The following is a 15,497-nucleotide window of genomic DNA, read 5'->3' on the forward strand; positions in this document are numbered from 1 at the left end:
TCAGCCGGCACCCGGGCAAGGGTCGCAATTGCTCACTCACGCCGCATCCTCCCCGGCCGCCTTGGCGACCGTCAGCTCGTGTGATGGTTTCGTTTGAGAAATCACAGGACGGCTGCGGCGTTCGGCCGCATTTTCGCCGTCATGGAAGATGTCCCCGCCCTTTGCTGCGTCCGCGCCGGACTGGAGCCCTCGCCCTCGCCCTTCGACAGGCTCAGGGTGAGGACGAGGGTGTCGGGCGGCGTCGCCGTTCGAGACTGCGCCACCCTCTCCGTCAGCGACGTCCGGACAAAGCCCCTCATCCTGAGCCTGTCGAATGGCGAGGGGCGCCCCGGCGTCGCCCTCGCACCCGCCAACGACCGCCGCGCCAGCCTCCGGCTGCGGACGGGTGACGCCCTGCGGCCAAGCGAGGCCCTCGGGCCAGTTGTCGGAAAACCAGACGACGGCCCGCTCGAAGGAGCGGGTGCCAATGTCGGCGCCGGCGGCGATCTCGTCGAGGCGGCTGCCGCGCCTCAGGACGACGGCGGAGACCGTGCCGCGCCGCTTGCCGGTCGCTTCGCAATAGCGGTCGGCGACGGCAAGGAGCTGGTCGCAAAGGGAAAGGGTCGCGTTCATGACGGCGGAAAATGCGGCATTAATTCCGCAGTGTCAACGGCATTTCTTCCGGATGACTGACGACGTGTCGCGGCATATGTTCCGCGATATGGCGGAAACCCTGCAGGACAGACTGCGGCAGCGGATGGAAGAGCTGCGCACCAACGGACGGAAGGTCTCGATCAAGGCCGGCCTCAGTCCGGACTATGTCCGGGGCGTGCTGCGCAACGAAGGCTCGTCGCCGCGCGGCGCGAATCTGGCGGCCGTCGCGCGCGTCCTGGGCACGACGGAAAGCTGGCTGCTGCACGGCGAAGAGCCGAAGGCCGCGCTGACCGGAAACCGGATCGTCGGGGCGGCGGTCGGCTCGGCCACGCCCCGTCTCGACAACATCGGCGACGCCCTGCCGGCGAACCTGCCCATCTACGGCACGGTCGCCGCCTCCCTCGCCTTCCACCACGAGGGCGCCTTCGAGATGGAAACGCGGGTCATCGAATATGTCCGGCGGCCCCCGAGCCTGGTCAGCGTGCCGGACGCCTACGCCTTCTACGTCGCGGGCCATTCGATGGTGCCGGTGCACAATCCCGGCGATCTGCGCTTCGTGCACCCCTACAAGCCGGCGCGCCAGGGCGACACGGTCGTCGTCCAGGCGCAATATGCCGAGCATCGGGGGATCGAGGCCTTTCTCGGCCTCTACGAACGCCGCAACGCCGACAAGGTCTACATCCGCAAGCTCAACCCGGAAGCCACCGTCGAGTTCACCCTCTCCTACGTCAAGGCGATCCACCGGGTGCTGACGGTCAACGAGATGTTCGGGGTCTAGGCCGGGCCGCGATCGGCCACCGCGAGGAAGGCCGCCAGCGCCTTGGCGTAGTGGCGGAAGGTGCGCGTCGTCAGATCCCGGCCCGCGACCGTCCAGGGTCGCTCGCTCACGATCTGGATCGAAGGGGTCTTCAGAAACGCCTTGCCGTCCTTGCGGCGCCGATGCAGGCCGAGGAAGAAGAAATCGCCCTCGTCGCCGCAGGCGACCCGCCAGCCCAGCGCCTCCCAGGCCGCCCGGCGATCGGCGCAGATGTCGCCGGAACAGGCCGGATCGGGCGGCGCGGCGACGGCCTGTCGCGACCACAGATCGCTTTCCTCGCCAGAAACCGGCCGCGCGCAGAGCTCGATCTTGGCGAACAGGAACTGCTTGACCGCGCCCGAGGTCGTGCAGCGCGCCCGCAGCTTCGCGTCGCTCTCGATCTTGATCGGCAGGATTTCCCGCAGCGAACCCGGCCTGCTGCCGCCGTGATACCGGATCGACAGCACCTCGCCCGTGCCGATCGCGGCCGCGATCATCGATCGAACATCGCTCACCGGAACCTCCCGCAATCCCTGCGGGCAAAGCTGCCGCCAACGCTCCGGAGGCGCAAGCGGAACGTTCTCCGGCATTTTTTCCGTTAACCCCGTTGACGCGGAAAAAATGCCGTTCTAATTTCCGCTCCCATTCGAGGCCGATCCGGCCACCACCCGATGGGAGCTTTTCCGTGTTCGAAGCCGACACCGCCGATCGCGAGACGATCGCGCTTCCCCCCGCCGCCCGCAACGACGCCGCCTCCGGGACCGCCATATCCCCGGAGCCCGGCCGCGGCGCGGCGACGCGGCCTGCGCTGCCCCCGGCGCAGGCCGCACTTTCCCGCGTCCCCGTTCGGCCTGCGGCCTCACCGCCTGCTTTTTCTTTCCCTGTTCGGCCTGCGGCCTCACCGCCCGCTTCTTCCTTCCCTGTTCGGCCTGCAGCCTCACCGCCCGCTTCTTCCTTCCCCGTTCGGCCTGCGGCCTTACCGCCTCTTGCCGATCCCATCGCCGGCACGTCCTCCCACGCGCGGGCGACAGGGCGTTCCGGCCGGTCTTCCTTCCTCCTCCCGGGGGACCGGTCGGACGCCCGCTTTCCGGCGGCTCCGCACAATCCCGAGACGGTGCTGCGCTCTGGCGGGTTCGACGTCGCGGCGGCGCGGGCCGCGCGGCGGCGGGGCGATCTGAAGTTCCGCCTGTCCGTGCTGGCGCTGGTGGCCGCCTGCGCGCTCGGCGCCTGGCTCGCCGGCTACGGCGTCGCGGTCGGCTTCACCCGCTTTCCGTTCCTGGGAGGCTGAGGATGATCGAGTTCACGACAGCCGATCGCCAGCGTCTGGGCGCGCTGCACCGCCGGTGCCGCGACGGGGCGGCGGCACAGGCCGGACCCCATCCCCTCGCCCTTCGCCCTTCGACAAGCTCAGGAGCTCAGGATGAGGGGATGGGACGTCGCGACAGCTGTGGCAATCACCCGCGACACCCTCATCCTGAGGTGCGCCCGCAGGGCGCCTCGAAGGGCGAGGGCTCCAGAGCGCACACCACCCTGCCCGAGGGCAAGGCGATCCCCGACGTCTCGGAGACAGCCGAGCGGATGGCGGCGGTGATGATCGAGCGCGCGTCGATCGCCGGCGCCTGCACCGACGCCGAGCTGATCGAGGCCGGCTTCACCCCCCACGACCTCGCCCGCGACGCCGAGACCGCCCGGCAGCTCGCCTACGGGCAGAGCGAGAGGAGGGTGTCGTGAGATATTCAGGCCTTCTCGCCGCCATCACCTCGCTGTCCGTCTCGTCTGGACCATGGATGTTTCCGGTCCGGCAAAATCCGGGGCACGCGGCTCGCGAATCCGGCTTCAAGCCGCGCAAGCCGAGCCGCTACGTCCCGCATCAGGGCGAGCAGGAGAAGGCTCGCCGCCGCCGTCAGATGGCACGAAGCGCGGAAAGGGCCGCATCATGACCACGCAAACCACCGCGCCCGCCTTCGAAGGCTGGGCGATTCTCGAACTGATGGGCCACCGCGTGCGGTCCGGCTACGTCAAGGAAGTCGAGATCGCGGCGTCGAAGATGCTGCGGATCGACATTCCGGTCGGCGCGGAGGGGCCGAACGGCGAGCCGAGCCAGGACTACGTCACCGAATATTACGGCGGCGGCGCGGTCTACAGCCTGCGCCCGACCACCGAAGAGATCGCCCGAACCTCCGCCCGCGAGCGCTACGGCGCCGACCCGCGCCCGGTCCGCCCGGTCGACTACCGCCCGCAGATCACGGCCGAGGAGGACGTAGACGATGTCGGCTCCTAGGCCCCGGCGCGCGGCGCTGCAGGCCGCAACGCCGCCCGTCGTCTTCCGCGTCCACTATTCCGACGGCACCAGCCGCCTTGTCGAGGTGGCGGACGCCGACGCCGCGCGCGCCACGGCGAAGCGCCCGGGCGTCCTCATCACCAAGGTCAAGCGCGACAGAACGGGAGTTCGGCCGTGAGCGAGACACCCCCATCCCGCCGCTACGCCCCGGGCGGAAAGCTGCGCGAGACGGCGATCCTCGCCTATGAAGGTGAGAAGGCGGTCGACACGATTGCCTGGACGGCGACCCCCGACAAGGCGCGCGAGGTCGCCCACGCCCTGAACTGTCTGGCGAAGGACCGCGCCGCCCTCGCCGCCGAACTCGCGGCGGGGATGAATGCGGCGCCGGAGCCTGCGGCGGAAACCCGGGCGGCGGCCGCCTTCCTGCGGTCCGCCCTCGACGACAGCATCAGCGCTCTCGGATCGCTCAAGACGATGTTCGCCAACGTCGCAGCGGGGTTGGAGGAGGCGGATCCGAGTTTCGCCCCGGAGCTCAAATCCGCCTTGCGCCAGCTGGCCGAGGGGCTGAGCGGTTTCGCCGAGAAACTGCGTGCGCAAGGACAGCGCTGCGACGCCCTCCTCGCCGGACATGCGGGGGCTTCCCCCACCCTTCGACAGGCTCAGGATGAGGGAAGCACGGGCGGCACACCTCCGGAAGGCGGTGCCGTCCCGTGCCCGCCCACGGCCATGAAGGTCGAGGGGCCGATCTATCTGGTCTGGAACACCACGGAGAGCCAGTGCGTCGGATTTCTCGACGCGGCGGATGCCCTGTGGACGGCAACGGGCGCCGACGTCTACGCGCAGGCCGGCAAGCCGACGATCGGCGCGGATTTCCGGCACCTCTACGCACGCCGCCCCGGTCAAGCCCTGCCGATGCTGACGATCGACGGCGACCATTCCCCCAACGCCCCTCACCCTGAGCTTGTCGAAGGGCGAGGGCTCCAGAGGACGGCAACGGGTGCTTCCCCCACCCTTCGCCCTTCGACAAGCTCAGGATCTCAGGATGAGGGAAGCACGGGCAGCGGCACCTCGACCGGAGGTGCCGCGTGAGCGTCTTCGCCGCCACCGTCACCGGCCGCCTCGTCGATCTGACGGCGCCTGAGATCGCGCCGGAGCATCTGTGGAGCGAGGTGGCGCACGGGCTGTCGCAGCTGGCGCGCTTTGCCGGGCAGACGGCGACGGCCTACTCGATCGCCCAGCATTGCGTCCTGATGGCGGAGGCCGCCGAGGACGAGACCGGCGATCCGGCGCTCGCCGCCCACTGCCTGCTGCACGACGCCCACGAGGCCTTTCTCGGCGACAAGACGAGCCCGCGCAAGCGGCTGGAAGAGGCGGAGTTCCGCGCGCTCGCCGCCGACAACGCCATCCCCGATCACATCGTCACGGCCTGGATCGCCCGGTGGCGCGGCGACGGCCGCCGGGGCGAGACTCGCCTCGACCGGGCGATCTGGCGCGCCGCCGGCCTCGCCGAGCCCGACGCGGCGATGGAACGGGCGATCGCCGCCTATGATCTGCGCGCCCTCGCCACCGAAAAGCGCGACCTCTTTTCGGGATCGAAACCCTGGCCAGGCCTTCCCGCCGACACCGAACCTCTGCCGCTCCGCGCCGGGCGCATCCGCCCCTGGCCCCCGGGCCGCGCCTTCGAGCGCTTCAGCCAGGCGCTCGGCCGCCTCTGCCCCGACGCCGCCGCGGTGGCCGGAAGAACCCTCGAAGGAGATGCCGCATGAGCGACGTTAACGGTGTCGCGCGCGATCAGCTGAAGTCCTTCGTCGAGCGGATCGAACGGCTCGAGGAAGAGAAGAAGGACGTCAGCGACACGATCAAGGACGTCTACGCCGAGGCCAAGGGCAACGGCTTCGACACCAAGGTGCTGCGCAAGGTGGTCAGCCTGCGCAAGCAGGATCAGAACGAGCGCCAGGAGCAGGAGGCGATTCTCGACCTCTATCTCGACGCGCTCGGCATGCGGCCGGACCTGCCCTTCGGGGACGACGAACTGCCGATCCAGCGCAAGGGGCGCGCTGCGAAGCCCGGCACCGGCCGCCGTCGCGACAGCGACGACACCACGGTGTCGATGTCGTTCACCGACGAAAACGGCGAGACGGTCACGACGCCGCCGGTCGACCTCGCGACGTTCCGCAGCGCGGTCGATGTCGTCAAAGGCGGCGCGCCCCGCAGCAAGGGCCGATCCGACGGCGACGCGTCGCGGGAAGACGGGGACGCGGCCTGATCTGATGACCCTCGCCCTCACCGCCTCCCGCTCCGCGCTTCTGCCCCTCGTCGCCCGCACGCTGAAGGTGGTCGAGCGCCGCAACACGATTCCGATTCTCGGCCATCTGGTGCTCACCGCCGCGGCCGACGGCACGGTCGAGATCATGGCGACCGATCTCGACATCTGGTGCCGCGAAACCCTGCCCGCCGCGCGCGCCCGGGCCGAGGTCGCGAGCGCGGGCCGCGTCGCCCTGCCGGCGCAGCTCTTCCATGACGTCTTGCGCAAGCTTCCCGACGGCGCGGTCAGGCTGACGCTCGACAAGGCCGGCGCCCGCGCCACCCTGTCGGCGGGCCGGGCCCGCTTCGCCATGAACGGACTGCCGCCGGAGGATTTCCCCGACCTGCCCGCGGTCGAGGCGCCAAGCTTCGACATCGCCCCCGCGACGCTGACCGAAATCGCCGCCGCCGTCGGCTTCGCTATCTCCACCGAAGAAACCCGCTACTACCTCAACGGCATCTTCCTCCACCGCGCCGAGCCCGCAAGCCACCCTCACCCTGAGGTCCCGAGCCTGTCGAGGGGCGAAGGGTCGGAAGGAGGGCAAACCCTCACCGCCGTCGCCACCGACGGCCACCGCCTCTCCCGCCTCGACCTCGCCCCGCCGGACGACCTGCCGGACTTTCCCGGCGTCATCATTCCGCGAAAGACCGTCGGCCTGTTCGGCCTCCTCGCCGAGAGCGCCGGCGAGGCTCCCGTGTCGCTGGCGATCACCGAGCAGAAGATCCGGTTTTGCGCCGGCGATCTGACGATCGTCTCCAAGCTGATCGACGGCACCTTCCCGGACTACGGCCGCGTCATCCCGCAGACGGCGCCGCTCTCGGCGACCTTCGATCGCGAGGCGCTGGCCGCCGCCGTCGACCGCGTCGCCACGGTCTCCAGCGAGCGCGGGCGCGGCGTCAAATGGACCCTGACGCCGGGCGAACTCCAGCTGACGATGGAAAGCGCCGACACCGGCACCGGCGACGAGACCCTGCCCGCCGGGACCGAAGGCGAACCATCCACCTGCATCCTCGAGGGCGGCTTTTCGATCGGCTTCAACGCCCGCTACCTCGCCGACCTCCTGGGCTCGCTCGCCGGCCCCGAAGTGGTCTTCCGCCTCACCGACCCCAGCGCCCCGGCCCTCGTCTCCGACCCCGCCGATCCCCGCCGCACGCTGGTCCTGATGCCGATGCGGGTGTGACGATGACTTACGACGACATCATTCAACGGATTGCGGACGCGACCGAGCCGAACCGCGAACTGGACTGCCGGGTCTACGCGGCGCTCTACGGCTACGAGGTTTCGATCGAGGAGCACAGGACATTCGGGCGTCAGGTGGTCGGCCGAAGGATGCCGGAATCCAACTGGTGGATGGATCACCCCGATTCGCCAGTGCCGAACTTCACCGCCAGCGCCGACGCCGTGAAGACCGAGGCCGAAAGACAGGTGCCGGGCGTATTCTACCACGCTGCGAAGGGGCGGATTCGAGCGGGTGAACCGCTCTACGCCGCGGTCTTCCTGTTCGGCACCGACGAGGCCCTGGGCGCCGGCGAACACGACACCGGCGAAGCCTTCTCCCTGCTTCTCGCGCTCTTCCGATCCCTGAAGACCGTCTCTGCGCTGCGCAGCCCTTCGCACAGCACCCCTCACCCTGAGCCTGTCGAAGGGCGAGGGCTCCAGGAGGCGCCGGCGGGGGCGGCAATTCCAACGGAGGACATCCGATGACGACGCGCCAATGGCTTCCCAGCGAATGGATGGACGAAATCGTCCCCGGCCTCGCCGACGACCCGTCGGACTTCATCGAGCAGGACGCCGACGGCTCCTGGCATCTGCGGCCGAAAAACGAGTCCGATCGCGACAACGACTTCTTTCACGAGGTGCTCGAACCCGGCCGCGTCGTGAAGTGGCGCTTCTTCGAGGATTACGGCGAGGTGCGGGTCACCGTGGGCGAGGCGCCGGACGAGTTCACCGTCCACGATCCGGTGCCGGACACGACCACGCATTTCGTCGCCAATCACGACATCGAGACGCTGGCCGATTCGATGGAGGGCCTCGTCGACGGTTACGGCTGGGGCGAACCGCTGAACAAAGGCGAACATCAGATTCAGATCTACCGCTGGTCCGATTCGCTCCCCTTTCGCTTCGAGATCGACCAAGACGGCAAGGGCCGGTTCGTCTGTTGCGCGGGCGCGAATTGATGCGCGACTGCCTCGATCAGATCCGGCTGGCGATCGCCGAACAGCTCATCTTCCTCGCGCGACGCGTCGCGCCGAAGAACCATCCCGACACGCGGGCGATCCTCAAGGCCCACTTCATCGTTGCCTCGCGCATTCCGGCGCCGCGGGACTGGCGGCAAAGATGACCCGCCCCGCCCGCCTCCGCCTGTCCCGCGCCCGGGGCTTCGACCTCCAGGCCCTGTCCCGCGAGACCAACGGCCTGCCCGCGATCGTCGTCGCGCGGCCGACGAAATGGGGCAACCCCTTCACCGTTCCCCGCAACGGCTCGGCCGCCGAATGCGTCGACCTCTACGCCAAGCTGATCGGCGCGAGCCTGATCGCCTGCGTCGCCCAGCCGACGACGGAGGAACAGGAAGACGCGATCGTCGCCTTCCGCGCCGACTGGCGCGAGCTTGCCGGCCACAACCTCGCCTGCTGGTGCCAGGCCGGCCAACCCTGCCACGCCGACGTGCTCCTCGACGCCGTCGCCGAAATGGAGACCCGCGGATGAAAAACCGGATGCTGGCCGCCCTGTCGCAGGCGGCGACCCGGCAGGAAGCGGCCCGCGCCGCCGACTGCGAAAGACTGCGGCGCGACGAGGCCGAGACGATCGGATTTGCCGCCGAACACAAGCAGCACCTGGCCGACAGCTACTGGCACGAGCGCCACCGCGCCGAAAGCCGCCTGACCGCGGCAAAGGCTGTCCGCAGCGCGATCGCGGAGATCGCCGGGGAGGCGCGCCGTGGCTGACCGACCGAACCAGGGGGTGCTGGCTTTGGCTTGCATCGTCGCAGCGGCCGGTTTTGCCGTCGCAGCCTGCACCGCCGACGCGGCCCGGCGCGACGCCGAGGTCTGGCAGGACATCGTGGAGGGCTATCGGACGGTCATCGCGATCCAGAAGGCGACGATCGAGACACAGGAACAGACCCTGGCGACCCAGAAGGCGACGATCTGCCTTCTGAGACCCGAACTGGGCGATTGCGCAGACCCGGAAAATGAGGGTGATGATGGCTGAGAAGACGAACGAGGAGATCGCGGCAACCCTCGATCGCCCGACGACTGCGATTGATCGGCTGCGGCTCTGGCATCACGACCCGGAGACGTTTGACCCGATCTCTCACGAAGACGCCGACGAACTCCTGAAGCAGATCGACGCTGTCCTTCGGGTGAACGTGAAACCTCTTCAGTTCGAGCATCTCGGCGGTGACTTTTGGCGAGCACCAGCGCCGCTCTTCGGAAACATTCGCGTCGATCATTACGGTGAGGACTACGCAGTCACGTGGTCGGTGCCAGGGATCACGGACACGCTCGTTCCGGGCAGCTGGCCTACGGCAAATGAAGCCAAGACCGCAGCGCAAACCCATTACGAGGGCGTCGTCCTTGCCTGCCTTCAGGCAGCGCCCGCACAGACGGAAATCGATCCTGCCAAGGCCTCTCTGCAAAGCGATGTGGGTATGGCTTACGCGCGGGGAGTTGCGGCGCAGAGCGAAAGCGTTCGGCAGATGAAGCGAGAGCGCGATGACGCCCGCGAACAGACCGAGATGCTGCGCGCGGCACTAGAGCGAATAGCCACAGGTTCGAACGACCGGGTTTCAAAGAGGTACGCATCCAAGACGCTGCGTACCCTCGCCGGTCTCCCCAACAACGGAGGCAGCGACGATGGCTGACCACACCAGCATCGAATGGACCGACGCCACCTGGAACCCGGTCACCGGCTGCGCGGTCGTCTCCCCCGGCTGCACGAACTGCTACGCCATGCGGCTCGCCGGCACGCGCCTGCAGCATCACCCGTCCCGCGCGGGCCTGACGCGGCCGTCGAAGGCCGGACCGGTCTGGACCGGCGAGGTGCGCTTCAACGAAGAATGGCTGGACCAGCCCCTGCGCTGGCGCCGCCCGCGCCGGATCTTCGTCTGCGCCCACGGCGATCTCTTCGCCGAGGGGGTCGAAGACGCCTGGATCGACCAGGTCTTCGCCGTCATGGCGCTCTGCCCGCAGCACGTCTTCCAGGTGCTGACCAAGCGGCCGGAGCGGATGCGGGAATACCTCAAAGGCACTCCGTCGAACATTCCTTACCTGGGCAGAATGCCGCTGGAGCGCATCCATTTGGCAGCCGCCGGTCACATGGAAGGAGACGGCGGATTCATGGACGCGCTGAAAGAGCACGGCAACATATACAGCCTTTATTGCTCGGTGCCCTGGCCGCTCCCCAATGTCTGGCTCGGCGTTTCTGTCGAAGACCAGACCCGTGCCAACGAGCGCATCCCGATCCTGCTCGACACGCCGGCGGCGGTGCGCTGGGTCTCGGCCGAGCCGCTGCTCGGGCCGATTGATTTCAGCAAGTTCATGTGGCCGGTCCATGGATGGTGGAGAGGCCCGCATAAGAGCTACGCTGAGGCGAAGGCCGCCGGCGCCGAATGCGGCCTGAAGCGTCAAGCACTTGTCGGGGCGTGGTGCACCTTTCTCGACTGGGTCGTCCTCGGCGGCGAGAGCGGTCCCGGCGCCCGGCCGATGCATCCCGACTGGGCCCGCGCGATCCGCGACCAATGCGCCGCCGCCGGCGTGCCGTTCCTGTTCAAGCAGTGGGGCGAATATCAGCCGGAAGAGATTGGCCGAGAAGACCCACGTTGGATCTCGCTGCCGCCGGGTCACGTGATCTACCACCGCGTCGGCAAGACCGCCGCAGGTCGCGCCCTCGACGGCGTCGTCCACGACGCCTGGCCGGAGGCGCGCCATGGCTGACCTCCCCGAAGCCCTGCGCGCCCGCCTCGACGCGGCCTTCCGCGACGCGCCGCTGGTGACGGAGGCCGAGGCGGCTCGCATCATCGGCTTTTCCCCCGCCAGCTTGCGGCGCGAGCGAAAAGCGGGGAACATCGGCTTTCGCCTGCGCGGCAAGCGTCGGGTCTACGCCCGGGAGGATCTCGAGGCCTATTTCCGGAGGGATGCGGCGTGTCCGTCTACAGACCCAAAAACAGCGACGGCAGCTTCAAATCGCCGTACTACCACTTCGATTTCACGGTCAAGGTCGACGGCGAACGTCGTCGCTTTCACGGGTCGACAGGGGAGCGAACTCCTCGAGCAGCTGAAGCGTTCGAAAAGAAGGAACGCAAGCGCGCGCTCCGCGCCGGGCCGAACGACCACCTCACCCTGACCGACGCCATCGAGCGCTACGCCCGCGAGGTCCTCGCCGACAAGCCGGGCGGCCTCGACACGGTGATCGGCCTGCAGCATTGCGAGCGACTCTTCGGCGGCGATCGCCGCCTCGCCAACATCACCGCCAACGACATCGCCGAGGCCGTCCTGCGCCGCGCGGCCGAGACCCACGGCAAGACAAACCCGAAGCTCGTCTCCGGCGCCACCGTCAACCGCAACGTCATCGAGCCGATGCGCGCCCTGATGTTCCGCGCGGCCCGGGTCTGGGGCGTCGGCTGCGAGCCGCACCGCATCGACTGGCCGAAGCTCAGGCGCCGCGAGGCGCCGCCGCGCGAGCGCGAACTTTCGGACGAGGAGGCGGCGAGCTTCTGGCGCGAACTGCGCGCCGACTTCCACCCCTTTACCGCCTTCCTGCTCGGCCGGGGCCTGCGCCTCAACGCGGCGCTCGCCCTGACGAAGCACGACGTCGACTTGCCCCGCCGCCGCATCCGCGTCTGGATCAAGGGCAAGGGCATGCGCTGGGTGCCGATCTCGAACGACGACGCGGCGCTGATCGAAGGGGAAATGAAGAAGTCACCGCTGCCGGAGGTCTGGACATACGAGGTCCAGCGCGGCCGCGAAAAGGGCATGCGCCGCCCGCTGACGCTCAACGGCTACCGCCGCAGCCAGGAGACGGCGCTGCGCAAGGCCGGCATCACCGATTTCCGCCGCCACGACATGCGCCACGACTTCGCGACCAAGCTCCTGCGCGCCACCCGCGACATCGCCCTCGTCCAGAAGGCACTCGCTCATTCCTCGATCACCTCGACGATGCGCTACGCCCACGTTCTCGACGACGATCTCTTCGAAGGCCTGAACGCGCCGTCCCGGAATAGTCCCGGAAACCGCCTGAAGAAAGCCGAGTGAAGCGCGCAAGCCATTGAAGGAAATCAAGATTTCCGCGATGGCATCGGAGCTCCCAAACCAGATGCGCTACCAGACTGCGCTACGCTCCGAATGCAGTGACCCGCACACAGACTGCGATCTGCCGGGCTTTGCCCGCCAAGTCAAGCCGAGCAGGCTGCGAAAAACCGCAAGTGCGGACGGAAGCCATGGCTTGCCGTTCTTGATGATCACTCGGCCGGAATGATGTCGTGCTCGAGCGTGTCGCCGACCGACGCGCCGTATCGCGCAGAAGCGCCGCCGTTCAGTTCCAGAACGTAGCGGACCGGCTCGCCCGACGGGATGATGTCGAGCGAAAGCGGTTGGGCGTTGGTGTGGATCCGCCTGACCGTGCCGCCTTCGTCAAGAAACAGCATATCGAGCGGGATCAGCGTGTTCTTCATCCACATGGAAACCGGCCGGGTCTCGTCGAACTCGAACAGCATGCCCTGCCCTTCGGGCATCGATTCCCGGTTCATCAGTCCGACCTGGCGCGCTTCGGGCGTGCGGGCGAGTTCGACCATGATCTCATGCCGTCCACTATCCGTCACCAGCGTTGCCGGAGACAGATCGCCTGCGGCGAACGCGAAATAGGCTGCCATGAGCGAGGCCAGAAGCACCGCTGCGCCGCCCACAAGCTTCTTCGGAGCCACCAGAACACCTCTCCCTCTGCGCGGATCCCGGCCCTGCCGCTGCCGGGCGCGCGAACCAGTGCTTGCAATGGGTCAAGGCATAGAGGGCGGCGGCCTTGCGCGCAATCGCTTCGTCCCGGGCGGACGTCACCTTCCCCGCCGCGCCACGGCCCAACGGAAGCTTCGTCGGGAACCTGCGGCTCAGTGCGTCGCCTGCCCCGGCGCCCCCTCGCGCGGCTGCACCTCGGCGGCCATCAGCCCCTTGGCGCCGCTTCCATATCGAACGAGCACTTCCTGGCCGGGGCGCAGTTCCGTGAGGCCGAACCGACGCAATGTCTCCATGTGCACGAAGATGTCCTCGGTACCCTCGCCGCGCGTGAGAAACCCGTAGCCCTTGGTCCGGTTGAACCACTTGACCGTTGCGGGCACCAGCTCACTCGACGGCACGACGGTCACATGGGTCCGGGAGGGGGGCAGTTGTGACGGATGGACAGCCGTGGAGGAATCGAGCGACAGGATCCGGAATGCCTGCCGGCCCTTTTCGCCCCTCTGCACTTCGCAGACCACGCGCGCGCCCTCTGGCGCGGTCGAGATCCCGTCCCGCCGCAGGCAGGTCACATGGAGGAGAATGTCAGCTCCCCGGTCGTCGGGGATGATGAAACCAAATCCCTTCGAAGCATCGAACCACTTGATATGCCCCGATACCACGTCCAGCCCGACCTCGGCGCTGTTAGCCGTATCGCGGCCGGTTCGCGTCCTTGCATAGAGTCTTTCCGGCATTCGGGGGTTCCGCCTTTTACGCCAACCGAATCGCGAGAACAAATCTTAGCATTAACTGTGCCATGTCGGGCAAGGGGCCGCAGCGGAAAAGTGCTTATTCAAATAGAAATCGTACGGATGCGTAACCGTCGCAAGCACAGATCACGCCACGGTGGATGAGCGGAAACACTAATGACTACAAAACGCTTGCGTAAGGATGATCCTCAGACTGCGCACAGACGATGGCCAAAGGTGACCGGCCCCAGAAATTGGGGAACAATCGGCCGGGTCACGACTTTCACCGGCGGAACACCACAACGCACAACAAGGGAGAAAACGCTATGAAACAGTTCAAGATTTTCGCTTCCGCCGCCACCATCGCCGCTGCGACCTTCGCTTCCGGCACCGCTCTGGCGGACTGCGCCTCGGAGCTTTCCGCCCTTCGTGACGGCGGCAGCCAGATGCAGTCGGCCGCAACGCAGACCGACGGGATGACCTCTCAGGACTCGCAGAGCGGCAAGATGCCTGCGGACAAGACGCCTGCCGACTACGATCAGGACGCTGCGGCCGGGCATGGTGATGTGGCCATGAACCAGGACACGCCACTTGATCCGACCAAGAAGGAAGGCGCCACGCGCGAATTGACGGGGATCGAGCCGGCAGCAGCCATGGAAAAGGCCGCCGGCGGTATTCAGGCTGACAGCGAGTCGTCTCAGGACCAGGCGAGCGCCGCCTCGGACGATGCCGAGATGACCACGGCTTCTACCAGCCCGGACTCCGGCCAGAACAACAATGAAATGGTGTCCGAGCACCTTGCGGCCGCACAGGACGCTCTGGACGCCGGTAACGAAGAGGCCTGCATGAAGGCCGTCGAAGCCGCGCGGATGGCAATGTAATCACGGCGGGGTCTCACCTGCCCCGGACTACGAAACGGTTTTATTAGGAGCGGGCGTCCTCGGGACGCCCGCTTTTTTGTGCCCGCACACCGCGACGGCTGCTACAAAGAAGCGCGCCCGCCCCGACGGGCTTGGCGGAACGCCGCGCCACCCTACCCTCATTTCGCCAGGACAACCCGCAACCGTTCCAACGCACGAAGCCAGGTTTCACAGGCAACCCGCGACCGCGGGTGAAAGGCGTTATGGGACATCGACGAACTGATAAGTCAGGGAGAGTAAGTGATGCGTTATCTCCACACCATGGTGAGAATTACGGACATCGACGAGTCGCTGGATTTTTACTGCAACAAGCTGGGTCTCGTCGAAACCCGGCGCATGGACAGCGAAAAGGGCCGTTATACGTTGATTTTCCTGGCTGCCCCGGCTGACATGCCCGAAGCGGCCGAGACCAAGGCTCCACTGATGGAGCTGACCTTCAATTGGGACCCCGAGACGTATACCGGCGGGCGCAACTTCGGCCACCTCGCCTTCGAGGTCGACGACATTTACGAAACTTGTCAGAAACTTATGGATGCCGGGGTGACGATCAACCGTCCACCGCGCGATGGACACATGGCTTTCGTAAAGTCGCCGGACAACATTTCTTTCGAACTTCTGCAAAAGGGCGAATCCAAGGAGCCGGCAGAACCGTGGGCTTCGATGGAAAACACCGGATCGTGGTAAAAGAACTTGCAAGGCCGGCAATCGTCCGGCACTCTCCCTAGGCCACATTTCAGCCATGTAATGAAATAGTGGAAGAAGCGGGATCGGTCCGGCTGCGAGTTCAGGCTCGCAGCCTTTGATGGGGATCAGGACCGATCGACGCTTCCAAGGGGCGGCAAGCGGGACGCTGGGTTCACATTCTACGATTTGTCCCGGCAAATGAAATA

Annotated in this window: 23 protein-coding genes and 2 pseudogenes; 21 read left to right on the plus strand and 4 right to left on the minus strand. The window is 67.3% G+C overall.

The window, feature by feature from the left end; all coding sequences use genetic code 11:
- Nucleotides 1-36 precede the first annotated feature (36 nt).
- Nucleotides 37-612, minus strand: coding sequence for a hypothetical protein (locus MF134_RS02090; RefSeq protein ID WP_255337726.1), 576 nt, complete (start codon nt 610-612; stop codon nt 37-39).
- Nucleotides 613-688: 76 nt separating this feature from the next.
- Between MF134_RS02090 and MF134_RS02095 the strand changes: the two genes are divergently transcribed.
- Nucleotides 689-1,411: a S24 family peptidase gene (locus MF134_RS02095; protein WP_255337727.1), complete on the plus strand. Its 723-nt coding sequence runs from the start codon at nt 689-691 to the stop codon at nt 1,409-1,411.
- Here the strand turns inward: MF134_RS02095 and MF134_RS02100 are convergent.
- Nucleotides 1,408-1,944 carry a hypothetical protein gene (locus MF134_RS02100; RefSeq protein WP_255337728.1) on the minus strand — a complete coding sequence of 179 codons (537 nt, stop codon included), beginning with the start codon at nt 1,942-1,944 and terminating at the stop codon, nt 1,408-1,410. The genes MF134_RS02095 and MF134_RS02100 overlap by 4 nt on opposite strands.
- A gap of 599 nt (nt 1,945-2,543) precedes the next feature.
- On the opposite strand from MF134_RS02100, the gene MF134_RS02105 reads away from it, so the two are divergent.
- From MF134_RS02105 to MF134_RS23955, 18 genes and pseudogenes are all read left to right on the plus strand, one after another.
- A complete protein-coding gene (locus MF134_RS02105; protein ID WP_255337729.1) occupies nt 2,544-2,717 on the plus strand; it encodes a hypothetical protein in 174 nt (57 codons plus the stop codon).
- Nucleotides 2,718-2,857: 140 nt separating this feature from the next.
- Nucleotides 2,858-3,160: a hypothetical protein gene (locus tag MF134_RS02110; RefSeq protein ID WP_255337730.1), complete on the plus strand. Its 303-nt coding sequence runs from the start codon at nt 2,858-2,860 to the stop codon at nt 3,158-3,160.
- Nucleotides 3,161-3,365: 205 nt separating this feature from the next.
- Nucleotides 3,366-3,710: a hypothetical protein gene (locus MF134_RS02115; RefSeq protein WP_255337731.1), complete on the plus strand. Its 345-nt coding sequence runs from the start codon at nt 3,366-3,368 to the stop codon at nt 3,708-3,710.
- Nucleotides 3,697-3,888 (plus strand): hypothetical protein, encoded by a 192-nt coding sequence (locus tag MF134_RS02120; protein WP_255337732.1) that lies wholly within the window; start codon nt 3,697-3,699, stop codon nt 3,886-3,888. The genes MF134_RS02115 and MF134_RS02120 overlap by 14 nt, the downstream gene beginning before the upstream one ends.
- A complete protein-coding gene (locus MF134_RS02125) occupies nt 3,885-4,799 on the plus strand; it encodes a hypothetical protein (RefSeq protein WP_255337733.1) in 915 nt (304 codons plus the stop codon). Before MF134_RS02120 ends, MF134_RS02125 begins: the two co-directional genes overlap by 4 nt.
- Nucleotides 4,796-5,476 (plus strand): hypothetical protein, encoded by a 681-nt coding sequence (locus MF134_RS02130; protein ID WP_255337734.1) that lies wholly within the window; start codon nt 4,796-4,798, stop codon nt 5,474-5,476. The genes MF134_RS02125 and MF134_RS02130 overlap by 4 nt, the downstream gene beginning before the upstream one ends.
- A pseudogene (locus tag MF134_RS02135) lies at nt 5,473-5,718 on the plus strand (DUF2312 domain-containing protein); the annotation flags it as partial. The gene MF134_RS02130 and the pseudogene MF134_RS02135, both read left to right, overlap by 4 nt.
- Nucleotides 5,719-5,980: 262 nt before the next feature.
- The gene (locus tag MF134_RS02140; RefSeq protein WP_255337735.1) at nt 5,981-7,195 is read left to right on the plus strand and encodes a DNA polymerase III subunit beta; all 1,215 of its coding nucleotides are present in this window, start codon (nt 5,981-5,983) and stop codon (nt 7,193-7,195) included.
- Nucleotides 7,192-7,719: a hypothetical protein gene (locus tag MF134_RS02145; protein ID WP_255337736.1), complete on the plus strand. Its 528-nt coding sequence runs from the start codon at nt 7,192-7,194 to the stop codon at nt 7,717-7,719. Before MF134_RS02140 ends, MF134_RS02145 begins: the two co-directional genes overlap by 4 nt.
- Nucleotides 7,716-8,192 carry a hypothetical protein gene (locus tag MF134_RS02150; protein ID WP_255337737.1) on the plus strand — a complete coding sequence of 159 codons (477 nt, stop codon included), beginning with the start codon at nt 7,716-7,718 and terminating at the stop codon, nt 8,190-8,192. The genes MF134_RS02145 and MF134_RS02150 overlap by 4 nt, the downstream gene beginning before the upstream one ends.
- Nucleotides 8,192-8,356, plus strand: a complete 165-nt coding sequence (locus MF134_RS02155; protein WP_255337738.1) for a hypothetical protein — start codon at nt 8,192-8,194, stop codon at nt 8,354-8,356. The genes MF134_RS02150 and MF134_RS02155 overlap by 1 nt, the downstream gene beginning before the upstream one ends.
- Entirely contained in the window at nt 8,353-8,721 is a 369-nt protein-coding gene (locus MF134_RS02160) for a DUF4326 domain-containing protein (protein ID WP_255337739.1), read from the plus strand. Before MF134_RS02155 ends, MF134_RS02160 begins: the two co-directional genes overlap by 4 nt.
- Nucleotides 8,718-8,960: a hypothetical protein gene (locus tag MF134_RS02165; protein ID WP_255337740.1), complete on the plus strand. Its 243-nt coding sequence runs from the start codon at nt 8,718-8,720 to the stop codon at nt 8,958-8,960. The genes MF134_RS02160 and MF134_RS02165 overlap by 4 nt, the downstream gene beginning before the upstream one ends.
- On the plus strand, nt 8,953-9,225 hold the full coding sequence (locus tag MF134_RS02170) for a hypothetical protein (RefSeq protein ID WP_255337741.1): 273 nt from the start codon (nt 8,953-8,955) through the stop codon (nt 9,223-9,225). The genes MF134_RS02165 and MF134_RS02170 overlap by 8 nt, the downstream gene beginning before the upstream one ends.
- The gene (locus tag MF134_RS02175; RefSeq protein ID WP_255337742.1) at nt 9,218-9,877 is read left to right on the plus strand and encodes a hypothetical protein; all 660 of its coding nucleotides are present in this window, start codon (nt 9,218-9,220) and stop codon (nt 9,875-9,877) included. Before MF134_RS02170 ends, MF134_RS02175 begins: the two co-directional genes overlap by 8 nt.
- Entirely contained in the window at nt 9,870-10,949 is a 1,080-nt protein-coding gene (locus tag MF134_RS02180; protein ID WP_255337743.1) for a DUF5131 family protein, read from the plus strand. Before MF134_RS02175 ends, MF134_RS02180 begins: the two co-directional genes overlap by 8 nt.
- Nucleotides 10,942-11,136: pseudogene (locus tag MF134_RS23950) on the plus strand (helix-turn-helix domain-containing protein); the annotation flags it as partial. The gene MF134_RS02180 and the pseudogene MF134_RS23950, both read left to right, overlap by 8 nt.
- A 20-nt stretch (nt 11,137-11,156) precedes the next feature.
- Nucleotides 11,157-12,266, plus strand: coding sequence for a tyrosine-type recombinase/integrase (locus MF134_RS23955; protein ID WP_255337744.1), 1,110 nt, complete (start codon nt 11,157-11,159; stop codon nt 12,264-12,266).
- A gap of 206 nt (nt 12,267-12,472) precedes the next feature.
- On the opposite strand, the gene MF134_RS02195 is transcribed toward MF134_RS23955, so the two are convergent.
- Together MF134_RS02195 and MF134_RS02200 are read right to left on the minus strand one after the other, a co-directional pair.
- On the minus strand, nt 12,473-12,883 hold the full coding sequence (locus tag MF134_RS02195) for a DUF192 domain-containing protein (RefSeq protein ID WP_304363604.1): 411 nt from the start codon (nt 12,881-12,883) through the stop codon (nt 12,473-12,475).
- A 231-nt stretch (nt 12,884-13,114) separates the two neighbouring features.
- Nucleotides 13,115-13,693, minus strand: a complete 579-nt coding sequence (locus MF134_RS02200; protein WP_255337746.1) for a cold-shock protein — start codon at nt 13,691-13,693, stop codon at nt 13,115-13,117.
- A 320-nt stretch (nt 13,694-14,013) separates the two neighbouring features.
- On the opposite strand from MF134_RS02200, the gene MF134_RS02205 reads away from it, so the two are divergent.
- Together MF134_RS02205 and MF134_RS02210 are read left to right on the plus strand one after the other, a co-directional pair.
- Nucleotides 14,014-14,568: a hypothetical protein gene (locus tag MF134_RS02205; RefSeq protein WP_255337747.1), complete on the plus strand. Its 555-nt coding sequence runs from the start codon at nt 14,014-14,016 to the stop codon at nt 14,566-14,568.
- A gap of 282 nt (nt 14,569-14,850) precedes the next feature.
- Entirely contained in the window at nt 14,851-15,291 is a 441-nt protein-coding gene (locus tag MF134_RS02210; protein WP_255337748.1) for a VOC family protein, read from the plus strand.
- Nucleotides 15,292-15,497: the final 206 nt, after the last annotated feature.

Origin of the sequence: Jiella marina, from assembly GCF_024359545.1 — a bacterium.
Lineage (GTDB): Bacteria > Pseudomonadota > Alphaproteobacteria > Rhizobiales > Rhizobiaceae > Jiella.